Origin of the sequence: Megasphaera cerevisiae DSM 20462 (assembly GCF_001045675.1) — a bacterium.
GTDB lineage: Bacteria > Bacillota > Negativicutes > Veillonellales > Megasphaeraceae > Megasphaera > Megasphaera cerevisiae.
Window position 1 is genome coordinate 1 of record NZ_LEKT01000012.1, and the last position, 23,886, is coordinate 23,886.

General features: G+C 40.9%; 24 protein-coding genes, 1 tRNA gene and 1 other annotated feature. All 25 genes read left to right on the forward strand.

Going from position 1 to position 23,886, the window contains the following annotated elements:
- The first annotated feature begins 313 nt into the window (after positions 1-313).
- The 25 genes from AB840_RS05195 (at position 314) to AB840_RS05315 (ending at position 23,813) form a co-directional block, all read left to right on the forward strand.
- Positions 314-404 (forward strand) — tRNA-Ser (locus AB840_RS05195).
- 486 nt (positions 405-890) lie between these two features.
- The gene (locus AB840_RS05200) at positions 891-1,211 is read left to right on the forward strand and encodes a P-II family nitrogen regulator (protein ID WP_048513778.1); all 321 of its coding nucleotides are present in this window, start codon (positions 891-893) and stop codon (positions 1,209-1,211) included.
- Positions 1,212-1,552: 341 nt separating this feature from the next.
- Positions 1,553-2,446: a branched-chain amino acid ABC transporter permease gene (locus tag AB840_RS05205; RefSeq protein WP_048513779.1), complete on the forward strand. Its 894-nt coding sequence runs from the start codon at positions 1,553-1,555 to the stop codon at positions 2,444-2,446.
- Positions 2,447-2,452: 6 nt separating this feature from the next.
- On the forward strand, positions 2,453-3,427 hold the full coding sequence (locus AB840_RS05210; RefSeq protein WP_234984846.1) for a branched-chain amino acid ABC transporter permease: 975 nt from the start codon (positions 2,453-2,455) through the stop codon (positions 3,425-3,427).
- On the forward strand, positions 3,402-4,169 hold the full coding sequence (locus tag AB840_RS05215) for an ABC transporter ATP-binding protein (protein ID WP_048513780.1): 768 nt from the start codon (positions 3,402-3,404) through the stop codon (positions 4,167-4,169). The genes AB840_RS05210 and AB840_RS05215 overlap by 26 nt, the downstream gene beginning before the upstream one ends.
- A 12-nt stretch (positions 4,170-4,181) precedes the next feature.
- The gene (locus AB840_RS05220; RefSeq protein ID WP_171969704.1) at positions 4,182-4,886 is read left to right on the forward strand and encodes an ABC transporter ATP-binding protein; all 705 of its coding nucleotides are present in this window, start codon (positions 4,182-4,184) and stop codon (positions 4,884-4,886) included.
- 189 nt (positions 4,887-5,075) lie between these two features.
- Positions 5,076-6,248: an ABC transporter substrate-binding protein gene (locus AB840_RS05225; protein ID WP_048513782.1), complete on the forward strand. Its 1,173-nt coding sequence runs from the start codon at positions 5,076-5,078 to the stop codon at positions 6,246-6,248.
- 885 nt (positions 6,249-7,133) lie between these two features.
- Positions 7,134-7,397, forward strand: coding sequence for a helix-turn-helix domain-containing protein (locus AB840_RS05230; RefSeq protein ID WP_048513783.1), 264 nt, complete (start codon positions 7,134-7,136; stop codon positions 7,395-7,397).
- Between the two features lie 253 nt (positions 7,398-7,650).
- Positions 7,651-8,511 carry a GGDEF domain-containing protein gene (locus AB840_RS05235; RefSeq protein WP_048513784.1) on the forward strand — a complete coding sequence of 287 codons (861 nt, stop codon included), beginning with the start codon at positions 7,651-7,653 and terminating at the stop codon, positions 8,509-8,511.
- Between the two features lie 259 nt (positions 8,512-8,770).
- Positions 8,771-8,974: a hypothetical protein gene (locus AB840_RS05240; RefSeq protein WP_048513785.1), complete on the forward strand. Its 204-nt coding sequence runs from the start codon at positions 8,771-8,773 to the stop codon at positions 8,972-8,974.
- A gap of 683 nt (positions 8,975-9,657) precedes the next feature.
- Positions 9,658-10,395, forward strand: coding sequence for a gamma-glutamyl-gamma-aminobutyrate hydrolase family protein (locus AB840_RS05245; RefSeq protein ID WP_048513786.1), 738 nt, complete (start codon positions 9,658-9,660; stop codon positions 10,393-10,395).
- Positions 10,395-11,705 (forward strand): APC family permease, encoded by a 1,311-nt coding sequence (locus AB840_RS05250; protein WP_048513787.1) that lies wholly within the window; start codon positions 10,395-10,397, stop codon positions 11,703-11,705. Before AB840_RS05245 ends, AB840_RS05250 begins: the two co-directional genes overlap by 1 nt.
- Positions 11,706-11,932: 227 nt before the next feature.
- Positions 11,933-12,415, forward strand: a complete 483-nt coding sequence (locus tag AB840_RS05255; RefSeq protein ID WP_159445782.1) for an amidohydrolase family protein — start codon at positions 11,933-11,935, stop codon at positions 12,413-12,415.
- A complete protein-coding gene (locus AB840_RS05260) occupies positions 12,412-13,143 on the forward strand; it encodes an amidohydrolase family protein (RefSeq protein ID WP_072061763.1) in 732 nt (243 codons plus the stop codon). The genes AB840_RS05255 and AB840_RS05260 overlap by 4 nt, the downstream gene beginning before the upstream one ends.
- A gap of 207 nt (positions 13,144-13,350) precedes the next feature.
- Positions 13,351-13,611 carry a TIGR04076 family protein gene (locus AB840_RS05265; protein WP_048513790.1) on the forward strand — a complete coding sequence of 87 codons (261 nt, stop codon included), beginning with the start codon at positions 13,351-13,353 and terminating at the stop codon, positions 13,609-13,611.
- A gap of 57 nt (positions 13,612-13,668) precedes the next feature.
- The gene (locus tag AB840_RS05270) at positions 13,669-14,877 is read left to right on the forward strand and encodes an alanyl-tRNA editing protein (protein WP_048513791.1); all 1,209 of its coding nucleotides are present in this window, start codon (positions 13,669-13,671) and stop codon (positions 14,875-14,877) included.
- Positions 14,878-15,069: 192 nt separating this feature from the next.
- Positions 15,070-15,633 carry an alkyl hydroperoxide reductase subunit C gene (ahpC, locus tag AB840_RS05275; RefSeq protein WP_048513792.1) on the forward strand — a complete coding sequence of 188 codons (564 nt, stop codon included), beginning with the start codon at positions 15,070-15,072 and terminating at the stop codon, positions 15,631-15,633.
- A 24-nt stretch (positions 15,634-15,657) separates the two neighbouring features.
- On the forward strand, positions 15,658-17,289 hold the full coding sequence (locus tag AB840_RS05280) for an FAD-dependent oxidoreductase (RefSeq protein WP_048513793.1): 1,632 nt from the start codon (positions 15,658-15,660) through the stop codon (positions 17,287-17,289).
- A 141-nt stretch (positions 17,290-17,430) separates the two neighbouring features.
- Positions 17,431-17,649: a binding site (T-box leader), on the forward strand.
- Positions 17,650-17,792: 143 nt separating this feature from the next.
- Positions 17,793-18,890, forward strand: coding sequence for a glutathione S-transferase C-terminal domain-containing protein (locus tag AB840_RS05285; RefSeq protein WP_048513794.1), 1,098 nt, complete (start codon positions 17,793-17,795; stop codon positions 18,888-18,890).
- Positions 18,891-18,904: 14 nt separating this feature from the next.
- Positions 18,905-20,233, forward strand: a complete 1,329-nt coding sequence (locus AB840_RS05290) for an MmgE/PrpD family protein (RefSeq protein ID WP_048513795.1) — start codon at positions 18,905-18,907, stop codon at positions 20,231-20,233.
- A gap of 35 nt (positions 20,234-20,268) precedes the next feature.
- Positions 20,269-21,096, forward strand: coding sequence for a transporter substrate-binding domain-containing protein (locus tag AB840_RS05295; RefSeq protein WP_048513796.1), 828 nt, complete (start codon positions 20,269-20,271; stop codon positions 21,094-21,096).
- A gap of 15 nt (positions 21,097-21,111) precedes the next feature.
- Positions 21,112-21,825, forward strand: a complete 714-nt coding sequence (locus AB840_RS05300) for an amino acid ABC transporter permease (protein ID WP_048513797.1) — start codon at positions 21,112-21,114, stop codon at positions 21,823-21,825.
- 110 nt (positions 21,826-21,935) lie between these two features.
- Entirely contained in the window at positions 21,936-22,550 is a 615-nt protein-coding gene (locus AB840_RS05305) for an amino acid ABC transporter permease (protein ID WP_143742689.1), read from the forward strand.
- Complete coding sequence (locus AB840_RS05310) at positions 22,550-23,320, forward strand: amino acid ABC transporter ATP-binding protein (protein WP_048513826.1); 771 nt, start codon at positions 22,550-22,552, stop codon at positions 23,318-23,320. Before AB840_RS05305 ends, AB840_RS05310 begins: the two co-directional genes overlap by 1 nt.
- Before the next feature lie 19 nt (positions 23,321-23,339).
- A complete protein-coding gene (locus AB840_RS05315; protein WP_200809898.1) occupies positions 23,340-23,813 on the forward strand; it encodes a GNAT family N-acetyltransferase in 474 nt (157 codons plus the stop codon).
- Positions 23,814-23,886 lie beyond the last annotated feature (73 nt).

The window sequence follows — 23,886 nt, forward strand, 5'->3', positions numbered from 1 at the left end:
CCAAGGGGTTTACCGCTCCAGTCAGCCGCACTTTCCGTGGGACGATGAGACGAGTCATGCGGAAGATTCCCTTTCAAACGCATGTAGGGATTCATCACGGACGCATTTGCAATAATGGCCCGTCCAGCAGTGCCATAGGGAAGTTAGCTAACAGTTTCTCAACGCCTGCATTTTTATAAAAAAACGATGTCGATGAGGCTAGCTATTATCTAGGTCAATACATTCACCGAGAACTTCTTGACACATACAATTATATATAAAATATTGACATAGCTATCCTTTTGTAGTATATTTATATAGTCAGTTGCATTGCGGAGTGGTACTCAAGAGGCTGAAGAGGACGGTTTGCTAAATCGTTAGGGGTCGTAAGGCCCGCCAGGGTTCAAATCCCTGCCACTCCGCCATTTTATGAGTATAAGCGAGTTTGGAAGTATATCCAAACTCGCTTTTTTTGTGTAATAGTACAAAAACGTTAATATAAGAAAAAATGAAGTTATATTAGCAAATGTATTGATTTAGTGATACAAATGATTTATAATATGTAAATGATATGTTATTAAAATTATATAATAAATGAATAATATTTATTAAAATATAAAATTAATAAAGAAATATTGTTTTATTAAATAAGAAAAATGATAATATATCAATAAAAATGGTAATATAATCTATTTGAGTGGTGCAGGGAATAAAAAATAAAACGTATATTGTGCAGATGCCATAACATTGTTAAATATTTTGTGCTAAAATACAATTGTGTATTACTTAATGAAATGTTATAATTAATAAAATTAAATAAAGTTTTTTTTACGACGACGAAGTCATCTTAGTATGATTTATGTCGTCTTTTTTTTATTGAAGCTATATCTTGTCTTAAGGGGGAGAGAAGAATGATTGAAATTAAAGCAATTATCAGGAGGGAAAAAGTAGAATTGGTGAAACAAAAATTATCGGAGCAAGGATTTGCCGGACTAACGCATTGGCATGTTATGGGAAGGGGAAAACAAAAAGGGGTTGTGATTGATGGATTTTGTTATGATGAGCTGCCGAAAGAAATGATTTATATAGTCGTTCATGATGAAGATAAAACGGCAGTGGTTACGACTATTATCAATATGTCCAAAACTTCTCCGAAGGGGAAGGCGGGAGATGGGCGAATTTTTGTCAATCATATTGACGAAGGATATACCATTAGTACGCAATTGTTATAATCGTCATAGGCGGCAGACATCGTTGTAGGATTGTATAAATTATGGCGGCAATATAGCGGAAATACGGCATCATGGATGATACGGTGTACAGCCAGTGAGACCTTGTAACAGTATAACCGCTGTTGATTATATATTGTATTGAATAGTTTTAAAATAAAATAAGCTAAAACGTAATGCGCTTGGAGGAGATATTTAGAACAATTTATAAGAGAGATGCTATTTATTATGATTTTTTAGATTGACATGCACAACGTCTGTACCGGTATATATTGCAGTTAGAGGGAGAATTTGTATTGTTGCAGCGTGCACCGAGTTACGTATTTTGAGAGGGGGAGATTCTATTGGGAGACAATCTGTTTTTGCAATTTGTGCAGCAGCTAATCAATGGAATATCATTGGGAAGTATTTATGCATTGATTGCGTTAGGCTATACAATGGTATACGGCATTATGAAATTGATTAATTTTGCTCATGGTGATGTATATATGGTAGGAGCTTATGTGGGATTTTTTGCGGCAACAACAGCCAATCTGCCATTTTTTCCATCTATTATATTGGCGATGCTGGCAACGGGCCTGGGTGGCGTAATTATTGAACGATTAGCATATAAACCGTTGCGGCATCATCCTAAAATTGCTATTTTGACTACAGCTATCGGGGTCAGCTTATTTTTGGAATATACAACTATGCTTTTGCTTACTCCACAGCCACGGACATTTCCGCCGCTGCTGCCTAACGCAATTTATCATATAGGCGGATTGATTATATCGTTTCAACAGATCGTTATTCTTGCCGTATCTGTTATTTTAATGATTTTGCTGACGTATGTTGTCAATCACACTAAAATGGGAAAAGCTATGAGAGCTGTTTCATATGATCCAGATGCGGCACAATTGATGGGAATCAATGTAGATAAGACAATATCCTTCACTTTTTTTGTGGGGTCTAGCCTGGCAGGAGCGGCAGGTGTACTTGTCGGGATATATTATAATTCGATTGAACCGCTTATGGGAATAATGCCTGGTATGAAAGCCTTTATTGCGGCAGTACTTGGAGGGATCGGAATTATTCCGGGAGCGATGGCCGGCGGCTTGATTCTGGGAGTGGTGGAAGCGCTTATCAGCGGGTTTATCTCTTCTACATTTCGTGATGCGGCGGCATTTGCTATTTTGATTATTATTTTACTCATCAAACCGACAGGTCTCTTCGGCAAAAATGAACATGAAAAAGTGTAGGTGACGATGATGATAAAACAACTGCGTAAACAAGATGTTATTTTTCTGCTGCTTTCCTTGGTGATTTTTGCTGTATTTCAGTTTTTAATGTCGGAACGGATTTTGACATCCTTTTGGCGGCTGAATGTGACTGTTATTTGTTTGAATATTATTTTGGCGTCAAGTCTTAATTTGATCAATGGGGTAACGGGGCAGTTTTCGTTAGGACATGCTGGGTTTATGGCGATTGGTGCCTATGTATCTGCGGTTTGCACCATGTTTTTCCACTTGCCGTTTATTTGCAGTATTCTTGCCGGTGCGGCCGCTGCCGGTGTCCTGGGATTTTGTATCGGCACACCTACATTGCGTCTGCAGGGCGATTATCTGGCTATTGCCACGTTGGGAATGGGTGAAATTATCCGAATCTGTATCTTAAATATCCCTCAAGTCGGCGGTGCCTCGGGAATGTCAGGGATACCTACAGAAACTACCTTTCCGTGGTTGTTTGGTTGCATGATTGTAACGCTCTTTGTGTTAAAAAACATTATTAACTCCAATCAGGGACGGGCTTGCCTGTCTGTTCGGGAAAATGCCATTGCTGCTGAAGCAATGGGAATTAATACGACTGCATTTAAGGTTTTTGCCTTTACGGTCGCATCTATGTTTGCCGGCCTCGCCGGAGCACTATTTTCACATTATTTTGGTATTGCGCATCCTTCTAGTTTTACTTTTATGCGATCCTTTGACATTATGACTATGGTTGTGCTAGGCGGATTAGGGAGCTTGTCCGGGTCGATTGTCGGTGCGGTGCTTTTGACCTTTATCGCAGCTGCTATGCAGAGCTATCCTGAATACCGCATGATTGTGTATGCGCTGCTTCTGATCATTTTGATGCTGTATCGGCCTAACGGTATATTTGGTGATAAGGAACTGGCATCCGTAATACTATCTAAATGGAAAAAAGGGGGGGAAAACGATGGAACCACTGCTGAAAACAAGTAATTTATCAAAATCCTTCGGAGGTATTAAGGCTGTTCAGGACTTTAATGTATATATTAATTCGGGAGAACTTGTAGGCCTGATCGGACCTAACGGGGCCGGTAAAACAACGGCGTTCAACTTATTAACAGGAGTGTATACCCCTACAACGGGCAATATCGAATTTAACGGGCATAGTTTGGTAGGAATGAAGCCATACAAAATTACGAAACAAGGCATTGCCAGAACCTTCCAAAATATTCGTTTATTTGATCATTTGACAGTCATTGATAATGTGAAAATTGCTTATAATTATCACATAAAATACACTTTAGCCGAAGCGATTTTACGAGTGGGCCGCTATGGCTCAGAGGAAGAAGTAGTAGAAAAAAAAGCCATGGAACTGCTCGAAATTTTTAACTTGGCAGATAAAAAAGATGAGTTGGCAGCCAATCTTCCCTATGGACAGCAGCGGCGTCTGGAGATTGCCCGCGCGTTAGCGGCCCAGCCTAAATTATTGCTGCTGGACGAACCAGCCGCCGGCATGAATCCGCAGGAAACACATGAATTAATGGAAATGATCAGCTGGATTCGGAAAACCTTCGATCTTACGATCCTTTTGATTGAACATGATATGTCACTGGTTATGGGTATTTGTGAACGTATTTATGTATTAGAGTTCGGTAAAATTCTGGCACAGGGAATACCTGATGAAATCAAGTCCAACACAGAGGTCATCAAGGCATACTTGGGAGAAGAGGTGTAGCAGGCCATGAGTATGTTGGAGTTAAAAGATATTAATGTATATTATGGTGCGATTCATGCCCTCAAAGGAATTAATCTATCCGTAGAAGAGGGGCAGATTGTCAGCCTGATTGGGGCTAATGGTGCTGGTAAGACGACGACGCTGCGAACGATTTCGGGTTTGCTCCGCTCAAAGACCGGCGGGATTACGTTTTTTGACGAACCGCTTCATAAAAAAAATGCGGAATATATCGTGTGTAAGGGTATTTCTCATTGTCCGGAAGGCCGGCGCATTTTTGCCAATATGACAGTTAGTGAGAATTTGGAAATGGGGGCCTTTACGCGTAAAGATAAAAAGGAGATTGCTGCAACGCTTAAAATGGTATATGAGCATTTTCCACGTCTGAAAGAACGGATATCTCAAATGGCGGGTACCTTATCCGGTGGGGAACAGCAAATGCTGGCCATGGGAAGAGCGCTTATGAGTCGGCCCAAACTATTACTTCTTGATGAACCTTCCATGGGGCTGGCTCCGATACTGGTAAAAGAAATATTCAATATTATTAAAGAAATTCATGACATGGGGACGACTGTGCTTTTAGTTGAACAAAATGCCCGTATGGCCTTGTCCATTTCTGATTATGCCTATGTGTTGGAAACCGGAACGATATCCTTGCAGGGAGAAGCACGCACGCTGGCGGAAAGTGAAGATGTCAAAAAAGCGTATTTGGGAGGATAGAAAAAATTCTCTCTATAGATTGACGCGGATACACTATGATATATGAATTGTTACAGTGACAGATCGGAGATATCTGCTTGTAATGATTTTTATATAGCATGGCAGGAGTGATTAGTAACCTTGTTATGCTTTTCCTGAAGCACGTATACTAACTGTTTCAGAGAACTTTACACGAAGGGGGATTTATGTATGAAAGTATCTAAATTAAGTAAGAGTATATTGACAGCAGCAATTATACTCTCCGTAGCAGCTATGCTGACAGGGTGTGGAGGGGCCAAGGAGGATGCGAATACGATTAAGATCGGCGCTAATCTGGAATTGACAGGCAACAACGCATCGTATGGGTCATCTGCTAAAAACGGGATTGAAATGGCTGTGAAGGAAATCAATGACAAGGGCGGGCTCTTGGGTAAAAAGCTGGAAGTTGACGTTGCTGATAATCGCAGCGAAGCGACAGAAGCGGCCAATGCTATGCAGAAACTGCTTGATGACAAAGTAGATTTGATTATTGGGCCAGATACGTCAAGCGGTACCTTAGCCTGCGTCAGCACGGCAGATAAGGAAAAAATACCTTTGATTACGCCGTACGGTACCAACCCGGATATTACCGTAGATCCGGCAACAAAAAAAGTTCGTCCGTATGTATTCCGGACTGCTTTTATTGACACGTTCCAAGGAAAAGTCATGGCCAATTTTGTTACCAATCAGCTTCATGCTAAAAAAGCAGCAGTGTATATAGATAACTCCAGTGATTATTCTAAGGGGCTGCAGAAATTTTTTGTGGAAGAATTTCAGAAAAGTGGTGGAACGATCGTAGCATCGGAAGCCTATTTACAGAAGGATACGGATTTTAAAGCAGCATTAACTAAAATTAAAGCAGAAAATCCCGATGTCATTTTTGTTCCGGGGTATTATCAGGAAGTCGGTATGATTATTAAACAGGCTCGTGAAATGGGAATTACACAGCCGATTGTCGGTGGTGATGGATGGGATAGCGCTAAATTAGCAGAAATCGCAGGAGCAGCCAATTTAGAAAATTGCTATTTTGCGAACCACTATTCCGCAAAAGATACGTCTGATAAGGTGAAAACATTTGTTACTAATTATCAAAAAGCATATAATCAAAAAGCAGATGCTCCGGCAGCTCTGGCTTACGACAGTGTGATGATTGTTGCGCAGGCTATAAAAGATGCCAATAGTTTTGATAAAGACAAGGTACAAGCGGCCTTGGAAAAAATCAAAAATCTTGAAGCCGTTACCGGTACGATTAGCTTTAATGAATTCCATGACCCTGTTAAATCGGCAGTCATTTTGACCTTTAAGGATGGCAAACAGGCATTTGTAACTAAGATTGCACCGTAAATAATCAGCAATATCTGTGCAATAGAGATTGAAATAGAATAGATGATACCGTTTATACAGAAAGCCAGCGTTTCAGGACGCTGGCTTCTATTTTTGAGGGAAAAATATTGTCTGCCTATATACAAAAATATCCCATATAAATTATACGGCCATATTGACTTTTATGTAGAGTATCTTCATTCATCTAACGGTTGACTATTGAAGCCGCATGCCCAAAAATGATAAAATTGAATAAGGAGGGATCAATATGAAACAATATATAGTGGATGCATTTGCAGCGGCTGTGTTCAGCGGCAATCCGCCCGCCGTGTGTATTATAGGGTAATGACTGCCAGACGCATTGATGTAATCTATCGCGATAGAAAATAATCTTTCGAAAACGGCATTTACCGTAAAAAGGGAGAATAGGTATGAAGTCTCAACGCGGGGGGATATTATTTTGCAAGGCAGCAAAGGATAAGATAATTATTGCCGGTCACGCCGTATTGTATTCAAAGGCTGTCATATATATCAAATAGAATTGATCAGTCTGTATTGCGATTCATTTTGCTTTCAGAAAGAGACGGTACTTTTTTCTACATTTTCTTCTTTTTTCAGTCCAAACAACGGGTATTTATAAAATAAATGGCAAGACCTTATGGAAATTGCGTAAAACCGCATTATTTAGGCTGTTTTATAAAGATTTTAGGAGTCAATAAAACGGAGATTCTATGAGATAATATACATATATCATGCAGAAGGATTATGTAAAAATCCATATGAATTAGCTGTTTTATTCAATTCTATAAAATAAGAAATATTGTTTTCCATTTGGTAGGGCAGCTATTTTTGGCTGTCCTACTGTTTTTTTGTTTCTATACTAAGGAAAAGATTGATGGTGATTACATGAAGTTGAAAAGGGATGTGGTTTTTAGATATGTTGGAGCTAAAATCCAATATTACAGGAATCTTGCGGATATGACGCAGGAAGATTTGGCTAAAGTTTCAAATATTAGTCAAAGTGCCTTAGGCAGAATTGAAAGAGGAAAATACAATAATAATATTTCTTTATCGGTATTGATGGACATTGCTAATGGACTGGAAATGGATTTTACATTACTGCTTACGTTTAGTGAAGATGAGAAAAAACAATGGAAGGACGAACGGTAGCGTTAATATGCGGCATTTTCAAGAACCGTAGAATGCGCAGTAATTGGACACTTGAGGGACCGGCATTGGAAATATGAAAATGGATAAGACATGAGGCCAGTAATGCTATAGGCAAAAAGATAACTAAATGTTATGATACGAAGTACCATGAGGAGGGTTTACTTTGCGTATAGAGAAGCAGCGATTGCCTGGAATAGCAGCTGTGGTATCAACGGTGATACGGCTATGGGAGTTTTAGTAAAGGTGAAAATGTATGAAAAAACAATGTGATTATGGAGCTATTTTAGATAGCAATATTAATTTGTTTCATTTAATCCAGGAACCTATTTATATTATTTCGGGGCACACGCACAATGTGCTGTTTGCCAATCAGGCAGCTTGTACGGTTTTTGCATGGGATACGCATGTTGGCAAAAAATGTTATGAAATACTACAAAATAAAGCGGAGGTGTGCAGCAGTTGCAATCGATTTATCAATATGGAAATAGGGGAAACCCGTTCGTGGATATGGTATCATCCGTATATGAGACGACATTTTAAAGTCAATGATACTATTGTCAGGTATCAGGAACAGGTATGCTGCTTGGAGGTTGCAATCGATATATCTGTGCAGATCAGGCAGAAGAAACGGCTGAGAAAGGCACTGAAAAAGCTTAAACATGTCAGCTATACAGATGATATGTCAAAGGTTTGCAACCGAAATGCTTTGATTAGGGATATAAAGCAGTACATGAACCATGCTCATTATGGGCAAAGTGTAGGGGCTGCTTTTTTTGACTTAAATGAATTAAAACGAATTAATGACAATTATGGACATCGGGCTGGAGACCTGAAAATTATTACTTTGGCAGACGAATTAAAAAGAGTGTTTCACAGAAATGAGATATACCGGATTGGGGGTGATGAATTTGTGGTTATATGCCGAAATATTTCGGAATCAGGATTTCGGGACCGCATTACTTTACTGCAGATGAATATTCAAAAAAATACGGGACTTTCGGTGGCTATCGGCTCGGCTTGGTCTACACAATGCAATGCTTTGGGGAAAATGATCATGAAGGCAGATAAACGGATGTATAGTCATAAACGATCATATCATAAAAATAATAGATGATGTATCGTGGTAAATGTGATATGATTTTCTAAATCAGCAGAAGAAAGGGCTATTGAATTTTGCCAATGCATAGCGTGCAATGGGACTTATTACTTTTTTCTATATTTGCAACGGCATCTTTTACACTTTCCGTATGCTCTTTTCAGACTTCGGCTGGCCCAGTGATATCTGGAAGAGGAAGAATTATCCCTGCTGAAGACAGTGGAGTCAATACGGTGGGCATGAAAGTTTATTATTGTTCTGTTTATTGGAAGGCTGCTTGAACGGTGGTGATTATACAGCTGGGATACAGCGAAATGCGGAAGCATATCGAAACGAACGGATTTCTTATGCGGAGAAATATGATGTACTCATCGAGTGTCCGGGATTTTCAAAAGATAAATATCATGGTGCGCGTTATTATAATTTGGGTAATATGGCAGACAGCACTACAGCGAAGCGGTTGCAGCCTGAAAGCCGATAGATATTTTCTGTTATTTATCATGTAATAGATGATATATGCTATCGGTTTAAGACATAAAGTACGATTGTTTTGTTTGGTTATTCTGCAGGAACTCAATTTGTTTATCAATATATGCTGTTTGTCAATGAAGATACACGAATTTTACAAATTATTATTGCGAATGCGGGATAGGATACCTTGCCAGATTCACCTATTGATTTTCCATACGGGATAAAAAATGTTCCGATAGGAGAAGGGCTATAGAACGCTGATTTTTCCAACCTCGTACGTATATTGTTAGGAAAAAAAGATATACATTTGGCTTTATCAGGACTGCGTCATACAAAACAAGCGGATGCCCAAAAGACTAATCGATTTGCGAGGGGAATGAAATTTTATAATAAAAGCCGGAAAGCGCCAATGTAGGGGTGCCGCTTACCCGGCGCGGATAACTGTTCCGGCCGTGGGACACGATGATGTAAAGATGGCGGCTGCCGCCATATACTGGGGTTACGGACAAATTGGAAACCATTGAAGCCCTTTGCCGGTAAGAGGGTTCAGTGATATGCTGCATTTGTATCTTGACAGCAATGCGTTATGCAATTATAGTACAAATGGTAAGGCTGCATTGAAATCATGGGGTGAAGAAAAGAAATACTATGAATACCCCGGAATAAAACTATTTGTTATTAGGAGGATGCAAAGTGAAAAGACCTTTAATTGGTATATCTGGTTCTCAAATGATCGATGATCATGGTGGGTTTGCTGGATATCACCGGGCCTATGTAAACAACGATTATATTCGGTCCGTAACAGAAGCCGGCGGAATTCCTGTTATATTACCTTTTCAAGATGATGATGAAGCAGTTTCTCAGTCTATGGAGTATGTTGATGGACTGATATTGTCTGGAGGGCATGATGTGTACCCGTTGCAGTATGGAGAGGAGCCGATGCAGGGAAATGGTACTGTTTGGCCGGAACGGGATCACTTTGATTTTTTATTGCTGAAAATAGCAGAAAAAAGAAAAATTCCTATTATGGCTATTTGCCGCGGGCATCAGGTGGTCAATGTATATCACGGAGGAACTCTGTATCAAGATCTGACGTATGATGCGCATTGCTATATCAAACATTCTCAAAATCAAGATCCGGCGACACCGACACATACTGTTTTTATAGAGGCGAATTCCCGATTGGCTCATATTGTCGGATCTGCGGAAATGGTCACGAATTCTCATCACCATCAGACAGTGAAAACAGTGGGAAAGGGATTGCATGTGGCGGCAAGAACAAAAGATGGTACGATTGAGGCGCTGGAGGGAACTGAATACCCGTATTTGATAACCTATCAATTTCATCCGGAAATGATGTCTGTCAACAATGACACTGCTAAAAAGCTGTTTTGTGATTTTGTAAATGCGACAGAGAAAAGAGGCATGTAATGAATAAACAATCTGGAAAATTTGGATTTTGGAGTATTGTTCTTTTGGGAATTAATGGGATTGTAGGAACAGGAATATTTCTTTTACCGAATAAAGCCTATTCTCTTATCGGAACAGCCAGCTTAGGCGTTCTTCTTTTTGATGCGCTGCTGGCAGGTTGTATGGCGCTGTGCTTTGCTGAAGTGGCAGGGTTTTTCACACGTAATGGCGGCCCATATTTATATGCCAAGCATTCACTGGGAGACTTTTTTGGATATGAAGTTGGCGTATTGAAATGGATTGTTGTCATGATTGCATGGGCTACTATGGCTGTCGGATTTGCCACTGCTTTAGGTGCGGCATTCCCTGTACTTGCCGGTGAAACCATGAAGGATATCATTGCGACAGCGATGATTATTATATTGACAATTCTTAACATTGCAGGTGTAAATGCTACTAAAATATTGAGTAATATTATTACCATCTCTAAATTAGTTCCGCTGATTGCATTTATCGTTATTGGTATTTTCTTTGTTAATGGTGCTGATTTTTCTCCCATATTTCCGGGGAATGAATATCAGGAAGGGACTTTTGCCAGCGCAGCTATTTTACTCTTCTTTGCATATACTGGTTTCGAAGCGATTGCGGTGGCTGCCGAAGATATGGAAAATCCCAAGAAAAATCTACCGCGTGCTATTATTGTTACAATGATCATTGTTTCTGTGTTATATATGCTGATACTAGGCATTAGCATTGGCATTATGGGGACGGATCTGGCGCATACCAAGGCTCCCATTCAAGATGCCTTCGGGATGATTTTAGGACCGGCTGGTGCTTACTTTGTGTTGGCTGGTACGCTTCTTTCCATGGGTGGTATCAATATGGCAGAATCTTTTCTGGGACCACGGGTATGTACTTCTTTAGCAGAAGACGGAATGCTGCCGGCCGCATTAGCTAAGCGTACTGCTTGGAATACACCCTATGTTGCGTCTATTGTAACGGCTGTTTTTAGTATTCTGCTTGCTTGGTCAGGTAGTTTTACGACGCTGGCTGCAATTAGTGCCGTTTCTCGGTTTACACAATATCTGCCAACCTGTATTGCTGTTATTATTTTCCGTAAAAAATGGTCAGATAAAGAACGACCTTATACGATTCCGTTTGGACTTACTATTCCAATTATTGCTATCGTTGTCAGTTTATGGATGCTGGCGCAGGCCCAAATATCTCAACTGATATGGGGATTTGGTGGATGTATAGTTGTTCTTCCTTTTTATTTTATCTATTTAAATAAGAAACGCAAGGGTTTGATTAAGGAAAATGATGTTTTGTAAGGGATGGCGGATATATCGGATATGGATAATAACAGTTTAGCGTTGTTGTACATGACGTATACATATATTTGTATATATGTATTTACTTTACTGGCGTAATAGTATATGATATAAAAAATAAAATTATTTTAGAAAGTAAGAAGGACATCGCAGTCATGATACGGTGTCCTTCTTTGCTTTTTGACAGTAATTTTGATACCCCTATCACGACGGATAAAGGAGGCATTATGCTGATGCAAGAGGTATATTTTTGCAATGTAAATGTAGTGGACGTAAAGAAAAAACGCATTATACAACGACAGGATGTGACTATGAAAAATGGAAAAATCGCATCTCTTATTCCGCATACAGAGAAAAAAATTTCAGGGGCAATTGATTGTACCGGAAAATATCTTTGTCCTGGACTGATGGATATGCATGTTCATCTGGTTTGGGATGGTACCTTGGCAGACCCGGTGACGGCCAATATAGCCGAAGGCCCATATGTTGCCATGTTTCGCGCGCTCCATGCAGCTCAAGAATATTTGTGCAGAGGGATAACAGTAGTGCGGGATGTAGGCTGCAATGAGGATGTTACCATTTACCTTGCGGCAGCGATGCGCAAAAATTGGTTTGGGGTTGTCAGATTATTCCTTGTGGCAGAGCTATTACTGGTACATATGGACATGTTCCTTCTATCGGACGGATTGCCGATACCAATGATGAGTTGATTAGAGCTGTTCGTACGATAAAAAATATACAAAATCATGCGGGCGTTTCTTGTCAATGGGTAAAAATAATGGCTACAGGAGGTGCCGCCGGTCCGGAAGAAGTAGGACTAGCTATGTATAGTGAAGAAAATTTGCGTATAATTATGGCGGAGGCCAGTCGTCTTCATATGAAGGTTGCGGCACATGCCTTGTCTCGTGAAGGGATTAGCAGCTGTATTGATGCAGGTATTCATACAATTGAACATGGTGCAGATATTCCTGTTGAGAAAATAGCAGCTATGAAAGCAAAGGGGATCACGCTAGTACCGACGTTGTGGGTATATAAGGTATTGGCAGAAAGCAAGGGTATTGTGGACGAGTATATGAGCCGTAAAGCTTTTGACATTGTGCAACAGCAAAAGGTAACCTTCCGGCATGCATTGAAAAGCGGGATCCGTATTGCCCTGGGAACGGATGCAGGATCTCCGAATTTCGGACCGCATCCCAGGGTATTTGGCGAAATGTATGTGATGAATGAATATGGAATGGATGCGTCAGAGGTTGCCCGAGCTGCGACAATAGTTCCTGCAGAGGTGCTGGGTATCGACGCGTGTAAAGGATCTATTGAAGAAGGAAAGGATGGCGATGTACTATTGCTGTCAGGAAATCCATTATGTGATCTGCATATATTTGAAACGGGACTGGAAGCTGTGTACCAGCAGGGTCGCTTGGTTCCCCCTGCACTTTAACAAACTCTAAAGGAGTACACACGGCATGTAGCTGATGACGCTGCCGCATGGTGGGGATTTCAAAGCGATGCGTACCCGTCTTGTTTTTATGGCTTGCGTGATACGCTTTTGATCTGTATAATATAAATAAAATAAGATATGGAGCTGCAGCACACAGGGAGGTGGAAGGATCACTCTTGTGTGCTGTTTTTTTAAGGAGGAATTAATATGGATACATATAAAATTAAATTAGTCGTTGTAGAATCTCAATGCGATCATTATACTGCTGGCGATGAGATCATTTTTGACGGGCCGTTAATTGATAAGGGAAGAAGCGGAAATCTTTGTATGACAGCATTGCAGGCATTATATCCTTTTGTATTTGCTGGCCGGCAGGGGGCTTTGTGGGATCATTTGGTTCAGTGTCCTGATTGTGATGAAAAAGTTATATTTAAAGTAGAGGTTCAGTCGGAAACCTTTGATGTATAACTGCGGCACGTTGAGATTCATGCTGGGATATAGTACGTGTTTTTATGAGGTGGCAGGATGACAGAAAAACTATATGAGAATGATTCGTTAGCGCGAGAATGCAAGGCCGTGATTATGTCCTGCGAATCAGATGGTGAGCTGTATGATATTATATTGGATAGGACTGTCTTGTTTCCAGAGGGTGGGGGACAGTTAAGCGATACGGGGCGGATTGAAAGTGACGGGACAACGGTTGCCGTGCTGCATGGCGTGGAAAAGAACGGTACGGTTATTTATTCCTGTGATGGGCCGTTGACTCCTGGGAATACTGTAATGGTCTATTTGAACTGGCAGCGGCGTTTGGATTACATGCAGCAGCATTGTGGAGAGCATATTTTGTCATATGCGTTTTGGAAACTTTTTGGGGTAAATAATATCGGGTTTCATATGAGCGAACGCATGGTGACAATTGATTTGGACCAGGAAATTACATGGGAACAGGCGGCATTGGCCGAAAATGATGCCAATAACGAAATTTGGCAGAATAAGGCAGTCCATGTGTCGTATACGACGGCAGAAAAAGCGGCAGGACTCACGATGCGGAAGAAAAATGAACGTATACAAGGTCCGGTCCGGGTGGTAGCGATTGAAAACGGGGATGTGTGCACTTGCTGCGGGACACATCCGCCGTATACGGGAATGATAGGAATTATTAAAATTATAAAAATGATACGTCATCACGGTGGGATGAGAGTTGAATTTTTATGTGGCCGGTGGGCATTGGAAATGATTCGCAGTGATATACAATATATTGAGGAAGCAGGCAATTTACTGTCGACGAAAGAACCTTTGGTTTGTAAGGGTATCCGTCGACTTCAGGAAGAGATGAGCATGTTGTGGGAAGAAGTTCGTCAAAAGACGGAGGCGCTGCAGCTGCGAGAAATGGACAATATACTGGCAGGACGCGTTACAGATAGTCAGGGTAACGCTATACTTACGGTGCTGGAGGATTCGTATACGCCACAGGCGGCAAAGATGCTGCTGCAAAAGCTGATGGCTGTTGAGCGTGCGGTTGCAGCTATCGTATACCGGCAGGGAGAACGCATTTATTACCTGTTTGGTCTTGGACCAGGGGCACAGGCAGACTGCCGAACATATATTAAGATGGCAAATGCTTTGTTCAATGGTCGGGGTGGTGGCAGTCCTGCTTTGTGCCAGGGATCCGCACCGGTATTTCCAGAATGGAAACAGCAGACGAAAGAAGCTTTTGCATTTTTAGAGAATTGATATTTTCTTTTTTGCAGTTGTGCAGTAATACTGCGTGAAATACATTAGTGTGTTTCGTGCAGTATTTTTGTGGATTAGAAATCAGCAAAAAAAATATTGATAATGATTATTGACTTTGCGAGAAATTTGTGATATTATCTACATAGATGATAAATGTTATCTATTGATAAGAAATTCAAAGGAGGTTCTACTATGTCTTTAATCAACAAAGAAGTTTCCGATTTTAGTGTACAGGCGTATCAGAACGGGGAGTTTAAGGAAGTAACGAAACAAGATATCCTTGGAAAATGGTCTGTGTTTTTCTTTTATCCTGCGGATTTTACCTTTGTGTGCCCAACGGAATTAGAAGATTTGGCCAATGTATATGACAAATTTAAGGCGATTCAGTGTGAAGTGTACAGTGTATCCTGCGATACTCATTTTGTGCATAAGGCATGGCATGATTCCTCCAATGCTATCCAGAAAGTCACATATCCTATGTTGGGAGATCCGACAGCGGCATTGGCTCGTGATTTTGATGTATATATTGAAAATGCAGGATTAGCAGAACGAGGTACCTTTGTTGTTAATCCAGAGGGAAAAATTGTAGCATATGAAGTCAATGCCGGTAATGTAGGACGCAATGCGGATGAACTCCTGCGTAAAGTGGAAGCATCTCAATTTGTGGCGGAACATGGGGATCAGGTATGCCCCGCCAAATGGAAGCCCGGTGCAGAAACCTTGAAACCGAGTTTTGATTTGGTCGGTGCTATCTAATCTATTTGAAGAGAGGCAATGCATATGCGCAATATGTATGATGCCATAATTGTCGGCGGAGGGCCAGCAGGGCTCTCTGCCGCCATTTATTTAGGCAGAGCAAAATATAAAGTTCTCGTCGTGGAAAAAGAAAAAATAGGCGGCCAGATTACGATTACCTCTGAGGTTGTCAATTATCCCGGCGTGGCTAAAGTAAGCGGTAAAGACTTAACCGATGAAATGTATGCGCAAGCTAAAGCTTTTGGCGCAGAATTTCTTTTGGCAGATGTGCAGGCTTTAGAGCTCAGCGATGATATCAAGGAAATTCGTACTACGCAGGGAGACTATCAGTCGCTGGCAGTGATATTGGCTACGGGAGCAAATCCGCGTAAAATTGGATTTCATGGCGAAAAAGAATTTCAAGGCCGGGGCGTGGCTTACTGTGCAACTTGTGATGGCGAGTTTTTTACTGGTATGGATATTTTTGTTATCGGTGGTGGTTTTGCCGCTGTTGAAGAAAGCATATTTTTGACAAAATATGCGAAGAGTGTAACGATTCTTGTACGTAAGGATCATTTTGCCTGTGCAAAGACGATTGCTGACGAATTAAAACGATATCCCAAAATCGCAATAAAGTTCAATACCGAGTTGGTTCGTGCCGGCGGGGAACAAATGGTATCTTATGCGGAGTTTAAGAATAATCTGACTGGTAAGCAGTGGCGTTATAATGCGTCTGACCATGGTGGGTTCGGCATTTTTGTGTTTGCCGGATATGTTCCTAATACGGCTCTTTTTGCTGATAAAGTGGAATTGGATACGATGGGGTATGTGATTACCGATGCCAATCAGAAAACCAATATTGCTGGAGTATATGCGGCCGGGGATTTATGCATCAAAAATTTACGTCAGGTAGTTACTGCCGTATCTGATGGGGCCATTGCGGCAACCGCGTCAGAAAAGCATATTTCAATGATGCATGATACTTTGCATCTGCCTGAATTCAGCCGTCCAGAGGCTGATATGGATCGGCTGGAGAAACAAGAAGAAAATAATGCCGCGCAGAAAGAAGGTGATGAAGAAATGAGTTTTATTTCTTCTGATATCAGAAAACAACTTAAACCTGTTTTCGCTAAATTTGCACATCCGGTGGTGCTTAAAGCCTGGCTGAATGATAGTGCTTTTGCAGCGGAACTCAAAGGCTTTGCCGAAGAATTCAGTGGCTTGACAGATGCTGTATCATATGAAGAAAGTGTGACAGACGGCGCTCCCGGCTTAGAAATCCTGCATGAAGACAAAACTAGCAGTGGTATTGTTTTTCATGGAGTGCCGGGGGGACATGAGTTTAATTCTTTTGTCCTGGCTCTTTATAATGTAGCCGGTCCGGGACAGGGACTGGATGAAGGGGTAGCCCAGGCATTGGAAAAAATACAGCAGGCTGTGAATGTCAAAGTTGTTGTATCTTTGTCATGCACGATGTGCCCGGAAGTAGTCATGGGGACGCAGCGTTTGGCTGCAGCATCCTCTAACGTGACAGCTGAAATGTATGATGTTCAGCATTTTCCGGATATAAGAAAAAAATATAATATTATGAGTGTGCCTTGTATGATCGTGAATGATAACGATGTGTATTTCGGAAAAAAAGATATTGCTGAAATTGTAAATTTGCTGCAGCAATAAGCAGAACGAGCATAACGAATAGAATCCTCCGTATAATAAATTTGCGGAGGATTCTATTTGTGTTCCATGATTCAATTTGCAATTTTTTTGTAATTTTCTCTTGACAAAAAACGACAATAAGTGTGCCATATCGGTAAACATTGAAATGCAATGATCAAATTAAGTACACATAATTAAGTATCCTACAGAGAATGCGGGTCTAGGGTGAGAGCCTGCAGGAAAAACGGTTATGATGGAATGCCTTTGTGAGCAAGCTGACAGAATTATAGTATGCCAGTTCGGAAGCCTCCGTTATGGGTGTCGAGTTGCAGCATGATATTTGCTGTAAACAGAGTGGAACCACGGCCCACTGTCTCTGTAAGAAGGAGATGGTGGGCTTTATTTATGCTGTGTAGAGCATGGAAAAACATGTCAAGATATAATTATAAAATATACCTTTTTGGTATTATTTTTTATAGCAACATGTTTTATCTAACCAAAAAGACTGAAGGAGCGAATTCATAATGGGAATAATTTTAGATCAGAATATTGCAAAAGAATGGCAGACGGTAACGGTGAAAAAAGCAATGAATCCATGCCCTATAGATTTTTCAGAGTTTCATTCTAGTAATCCTAGAGCCCATACTGTTCAAAAAGAATATGAAGGACGAGATGTATCTAATTTTAACCAGCGTCAGAAGTATGCTGATGATGAAGAACCGCAATTTACCACGCTTTTTGGAGAAGGTTTTGGATATTTACCCGTAGAGCCGGGGCGTTACCGGCTAATTTGGTCAAGACACTGCCCCTGGGCCAATCGTATTGCGATTGCCATTGATTTGTTAGGCTTGGATACGGCTATTTCTAAAGGTGTCGTTGATCCGCTGCGTCCGGCTGGTGTAGTCGGTGATTGGTTTTTTACTCTGGACCCAGATGGTCTGGACCCGATTCTAAAGGTGCATTCGCTGGGTGAATGCTATCGCAGGGGAAATGCTGAATATACGCAGCGAGCAACGGTACCTGCAATTGTTGATGTTCATACCGGAGCGGTTGTCAATAACGATTATCATGATTTAACAACAGAAATTGCCGTTGCATGGAAAGAATATGAAAATTCTAATGCACCGGATATTTACCCAGAAAAATTGAGGGCAGATATTGATGCGTTAAATGATATTATCTATGCTGATATCAATCTTGCGGTTAATCTGGCAGCGCTGGTAAGTACACAAAAAGAGTATGAGTTTTATTATGATAAAATTTTTGATCGCCTGGATTGGCTGGAAGAACGATTGACAACACGGCGGTATCTTATGGGCAATACTATTACTGATCCGGATATTCGCTTGTTTGTTACTTTATCACGATTTGATCTCGTGTTTTATCAAAAATATTTCGTCAACAAAAAAAGATTGGTGGATTATCCTAATTTATGGAATTATTCCAAGGATTTATATTCTATACCTGCCTTTGGAGACAATACAGACTTTAATTCCATGCGTAAGCGGTTTTATTACGTAGATCATACACCATATAAAGATTTTCAGCGCATTGTTCCCAAAGGGCCGGATATGTCGATATGGCAGGAACCCAATAACAGAGCAGAAAAATTCAGCAAATAGAAGAGGTGATCACTTTGGATAGAAATACTGCAGTGATTGTATCTTTGATTGGACAAACAGATATAAAGAAACGTCCAGATTTGCTGCAGCAAAGTAAATCTGCTTTTATTGATTATTTAGCAGCAGCGTTGGCAGCTGGACGGGAACCAAAAGTAAAAAATACGGCAGTATATCTTAGTCTATCACAGGCTTATACCCCTTTTCTGGGACAGCCATATCAGGCCAGTGCATCAGCAGCGGCTTTTTTTAACGGTTTTTGTTCACATTATCTGGATTATGATGATGCACAGGCAAATATTGCCGGGCATTTCAGCACGGTTTTGTTTTCAACTTTATTAGCAGTTGCTGATATGAAGACGTCTATCCTTGATTTTTTCACGGCCTATACGGCAGGTGCTGAATTGGAAGGTATTTTAGGAAGCTATGTCAATCCTGCACATAAGCAACAGGGATGGCATTCCACTGGAACTATTGGCCCTATTGGGGCCGCAGCGGCCATTGCTAAATTAAAGAACCTGGGTCAAAATCAGACGGCGCAGCTGCTGTCTTTAGGGGCAACACAGTCGGCAGGTATGGGGTTTGAGGCAGGAAGTGATGCAAAACCTATGCATGCTGGATTTGCTGCCAGAAATGCCGTGTTTGCATATGAATTGCTAACAAAAGCAGGACTTTCTGCTAATATAAATCCTTTTAACAACGATACCGGTTGGCTTAGGACGATAAGCGGAGAAAAAATTGATATAGAAAATTTCAAGAAAAAATGGCTTCAGCCTGGACAAATCATTTTACCAGGATTATGGATGAAACTTCATTCCTATTGCTCGGCAGGAATTTGCGGTGCAGCGGGATGTCAGCAAATATATGAAGAAGGATGGCCGTTGGAGAAGCTGAAAGAAGTGAAATTCCATTTTCCGTTAGGTGCGGATAAAGCGTTGCGCTATAAAAATCCTCGGACTGGTCAGGAAGGGAGATTTTCTATTGAATATGTGGCTTGGCAAATTCTGACCAACGGCAAAGTGAATGATAAATATTTTAAATTAGCTGCGGTACCGGAAGAATTTGTGCAATCCCTGCCTAAGTTTGAACGATGCTATGATATGGGGGTTGTTGAAAAATCGGTGCGTCTTACAAAGGTTACGGCAGTTACAACAGCTGGTAGAATTGTACAAGCTGATATAAGAAATCCGTTGGGATCGCCCCAACGGCCGTTTTCAAGGGCTCAATTAGAAATAAAACTTACCCAAGCTATCGGTTCGGTTCAAGCGGAAGCTATTTTTAAAGCGGCGCACAAATGGCCGGCAGGAACGTTGGCCGATATATGGGAAATCATGTATCCGTCATGATGCAGAAAAAACATAGTAAAAAGGAGTATACTACAATGAAAATATATAATTACGTATCACGAATTATCGTAGCAGTTGCTGTTAGCAGCGTGATGGCTGTTGCAGCTGGCTGCGGCGATGTTGGTACGGTCAAGCAAGAAGATCGTAATACGATTGTCGTAGCCACGCGGGGGACTTCCAAACCATTTTCTTATACAGATGACAATGGCAGACTTACGGGATATGATGTGGAAGTATTGAAAGAAATTGAACGGCGTGATCCAAGTCTTAAATTTGAATTTAAGCCGATGGCGGTTGACGCAGCTTTTGTGGCCATGGATTCAGGACAGGTGGATATGATTGCCAATCAGATGAGACATTCTGAAGCTAGGGATAAGAAGTATATTTTTCCGAAAGAATTAAACAACTACACGGCACGTCGGTTGGTGGTAAAAAAAGGCCGTGCGGATATTCAGTCCTTGGAGGATTTAAAGGGTAAAAAAGTCGCGGTTACGACCAATTCCGAATTCAACGATTTAATCAAAAAATTTAATGAAACGGCAGAGCCGAAAGTGGATGTGATTTATACCGATAAAGCATCGGCTGAAACCTTAAATCTTGTAGCTACTGGTCGGGCGGATGCTGCTGGTGAATATGAATATCTTGTTAAGTCCTTTCAAACAGATAAAAATCTTCCTGTTGAAACCGTAGGTCCTATTTTGCAGGATGTACCAACTTATTTTCTGCTTCGTAAAGATTCTAAAATGCAGCAAGTTGCCGATAAAATTGACAAGGCATTGCAGGCGATGAAAAAAGATGGAACATTAAAGCAGCTTTCGGAAAAATATTTGGGCGGTGATTACACAGTTAAGCCGGAAAATTGAGAAGGGTGACACAGAATGGGACAGCATTTTGATGCCGGATATATGATTCGATCTTTTCCGGTACTGGTTGGGTATGTTCATATTACGGTTTTTATAACTTTGATAGCGGCGATTCTTGGCATTATTTTAGGGAGTATCATTGCCATTGTACGCATCAAAAAAACGCTGGTTATCAGCCAGCTATTGCGGATATTTATTTCATTTGTTCGAGGGACACCATTTTTGGTACAGTTGTTTCTGGTCTATTTTGGTGTTCCAGAATTATTAAGCCATATGGGGATGAATGTCAGAAATGTACCGCCTATACTATTTGTTCTTGTGGTGTTTACCTTATACGTAGCGGCTTATGGTGCGGAAATTATGCGCAGCAGTATTAATGCTGTTGCGGAAGGCGAAAAGGAAGCAGCCGCCAGCTTGGGAATGACGGCGATACAAAGCTATACAAGAGTTATCCTGCCACAGGCGTTTGCATTGGCAATACCACCGCTTATTAATACTGTTATTAGTGTTGTCAAGGGAACAGCACTGATTTTTAATGTCGGGATTGTTGATATCATGCGTAAGGCCGACCTCATGGGCGGTAATTCCCAGCGTAATTTAGAATTATTTGTAGATGTAGCGGTCATTTATGGTATATTAATTTTCGTATTGACTTTTACAGGACGAGCATTGGAAAAGCGTTGTACCATATCGAGCAGATCAACACAGTTGCAGTCAAGCGAGGAGTAGTTACGTATGGAGAGCCATAGCATTATTGATTTTACATATATTTCGGGAAGCTTTTTTTTGTTATTGGTTATGTGAAGGTAACCTTATATTTGACCATTATCAGCGTGGTTATGGGCACCATTCTAGGACTTATCAGCTGTATAGTTCAAATAAAACGGTTCCCTGTTTTATGTCAGTTATCACGATTGTATGTGCTGGTTTGCCGCAGTTTACCAAATATGGTTTTACTTTATTTAGTCTATTATGGCCTGCCTATTGCTTTTTTAGCTTTATCTGATCATACGGGTATTCATGTGCCGTTTGAAGTTGTGCCGGCTGTATTCGTTGCAGCGGTAGGGCTGACACTGCATACGGGAGCATATTTGAGTGAAATTTTCCGAGCGGCACTTCAATCAGTTCCAGAAGGGCAGATTGAAGCGTCCAGAGCATTAGGAATGACTTGGTTTCAGGCTTTTCGGAGAGTTGTTTTGCCGCAGGCTTCAGTCTTTGCATTGCCTCTTTTTGCTAATCAATTTTTATCGACAATGAAGAGTACCAGTATTTGTTTTGTTATTACTGTTGTAGAATTATTCGGGGCGGCTAAACTATACTGTGAAGATAATTCGCAATACTTTGAAGCGTATATTGTGGTCGCCTGTCTGTATTGGGGAATGGGAATTATTTTTGAGTATATGTTTTCCAGACTGGAGGCAGTATTGGGGAAATATAAAAGAGGAAATGTATGATGATAAAAATAGAAAATGTAAGAAAAAGCTTTGGCGGCAAAGAGGTTTTAAAAAATATCAGTATGACAGTTCCGACAGGTACCGTAACCGTGATTTTGGGACCATCCGGCAGTGGTAAGACCACATTTTTGCGGACATTGAATTTTTTGGGAAGGGCCGATAGCGGAACTATTACTTTTAATGACAACAGTGTAGATTTACATAATGCATCCCCAAAAGAAATTATTCAGGTGCGGCGTAGTACCGCCATGGTTTTTCAAATGTATAATCTCTTTTCTAACATGACCGCCCTGGGGAATGTTATGGAAGGACTTGTAACAATTCGAAAAAAAAAGAAAAGGGAAGCCCGGGACATTGCTATGAAATGTTTATATGAAGTTGGTATGGAAACCTATTCGGATTACTATCCGGTGCAGCTTTCCGGTGGGCAGCAGCAGCGGGTAGGTATTGCCAGAGCGCTGGCAATGAATCCGCAGATTATCTTATTTGATGAGCCGACCAGTGCTCTTGATCCGGAACTAGTAGGAGAAGTCTTGGCGGTTATTAGAAAAATTGCTAGGGAGCTAAAAGTAACCATGATTATCGTGACCCATGAAATTGCTTTTGCGAAGGAAATAGCCGATCAAGTTGTCTTTATGGAGGGAGGCAACGTCATCGAAAAAGGGACGGCCGAAGATGTACTTATACATCCCCATGAATTACGAACACAGCAATTTCTGACGCGATATTTAGCAATTTCCGGATCAAGCGATTCGGGAAGGGAGAAATAAAATCATGGAGTATTTTCGTATGTTGACAACAGATGATATTGATGCATACTATAAGGTTCTCCATCGAGGATACCAAAGTGATCGGCAATATGACATTTCCTTTACGGCAATGGATGCGACAAAAGAGGAAGAACGTGTATGGTTGATGCAAAATCCGACATATGCTTGGTTTATTGATGACTGCATGGTTAGTGCTATTACACTTAGGATGCCGTGGGGACCTAAGCCGGGCCCGCGGGTGTTTCCTCATATTGGGCAATTTGTGACGGATCCGGATTTCAAGCATTGTGGATATGCAACTAAATTGCTGCGGGCTGTAGAACAAAACATTATTATAAAAGAACTAAAGTCACCTGCTGTTACGTTAGGAACAGCGGAAGAACATCCTTGGTTGAAGGAGATGTATGAAAAAATGGGATTTACATGTTTTGGCAAGATACAGTTAAAAAATAAAAAACATAAAACTGTATATTTTCAAAAAAATTTGATATAATTTTTTACCTGTGATACACAAAAAAACAACCGCTGAAACGGATATTAATCTGTTCCAACGGTTGTTTTTTGCT

Excerpts from the sequence above, each read along its gene's own strand:
- AB840_RS05230 (WP_048513783.1), top strand. The coding sequence starts at position 7,134 with ATGAAGTTGAAAAGGGATGTGGTTTTTAGATATGTTGGAGCTAAAATC.
- AB840_RS05315 (WP_200809898.1), top strand. The coding sequence starts at position 23,340 with ATGTTGACAACAGATGATATTGATGCATACTATAAGGTTCTCCATCGA.
- AB840_RS05210 (WP_234984846.1), top strand. The coding sequence starts at position 2,453 with ATGATGATAAAACAACTGCGTAAACAAGATGTTATTTTTCTGCTGCTT.
- AB840_RS05300 (WP_048513797.1), top strand. The coding sequence starts at position 21,112 with ATGGGACAGCATTTTGATGCCGGATATATGATTCGATCTTTTCCGGTA.
- AB840_RS05250 (WP_048513787.1), top strand. The coding sequence starts at position 10,395 with ATGAATAAACAATCTGGAAAATTTGGATTTTGGAGTATTGTTCTTTTG.
- AB840_RS05215 (WP_048513780.1), top strand. The coding sequence starts at position 3,402 with ATGGAACCACTGCTGAAAACAAGTAATTTATCAAAATCCTTCGGAGGT.
- AB840_RS05285 (WP_048513794.1), top strand. The coding sequence starts at position 17,793 with ATGGGAATAATTTTAGATCAGAATATTGCAAAAGAATGGCAGACGGTA.
- AB840_RS05225 (WP_048513782.1), top strand. The coding sequence starts at position 5,076 with ATGAAAGTATCTAAATTAAGTAAGAGTATATTGACAGCAGCAATTATA.
- AB840_RS05310 (WP_048513826.1), top strand. The coding sequence starts at position 22,550 with ATGATAAAAATAGAAAATGTAAGAAAAAGCTTTGGCGGCAAAGAGGTT.
- AB840_RS05280 (WP_048513793.1), top strand. The coding sequence starts at position 15,658 with ATGCGCAATATGTATGATGCCATAATTGTCGGCGGAGGGCCAGCAGGG.
- AB840_RS05305 (WP_143742689.1), top strand. The coding sequence starts at position 21,936 with ATGGGCACCATTCTAGGACTTATCAGCTGTATAGTTCAAATAAAACGG.
- AB840_RS05200 (WP_048513778.1), top strand. The coding sequence starts at position 891 with ATGATTGAAATTAAAGCAATTATCAGGAGGGAAAAAGTAGAATTGGTG.
- AB840_RS05265 (WP_048513790.1), top strand. The coding sequence starts at position 13,351 with ATGGATACATATAAAATTAAATTAGTCGTTGTAGAATCTCAATGCGAT.
- AB840_RS05270 (WP_048513791.1), top strand. The coding sequence starts at position 13,669 with ATGACAGAAAAACTATATGAGAATGATTCGTTAGCGCGAGAATGCAAG.
- AB840_RS05220 (WP_171969704.1), top strand. The coding sequence starts at position 4,182 with ATGTTGGAGTTAAAAGATATTAATGTATATTATGGTGCGATTCATGCC.
- ahpC (WP_048513792.1), top strand. The coding sequence starts at position 15,070 with ATGTCTTTAATCAACAAAGAAGTTTCCGATTTTAGTGTACAGGCGTAT.
- AB840_RS05295 (WP_048513796.1), top strand. The coding sequence starts at position 20,269 with ATGAAAATATATAATTACGTATCACGAATTATCGTAGCAGTTGCTGTT.
- AB840_RS05255 (WP_159445782.1), top strand. The coding sequence starts at position 11,933 with ATGCTGATGCAAGAGGTATATTTTTGCAATGTAAATGTAGTGGACGTA.
- AB840_RS05235 (WP_048513784.1), top strand. The coding sequence starts at position 7,651 with ATGAAAAAACAATGTGATTATGGAGCTATTTTAGATAGCAATATTAAT.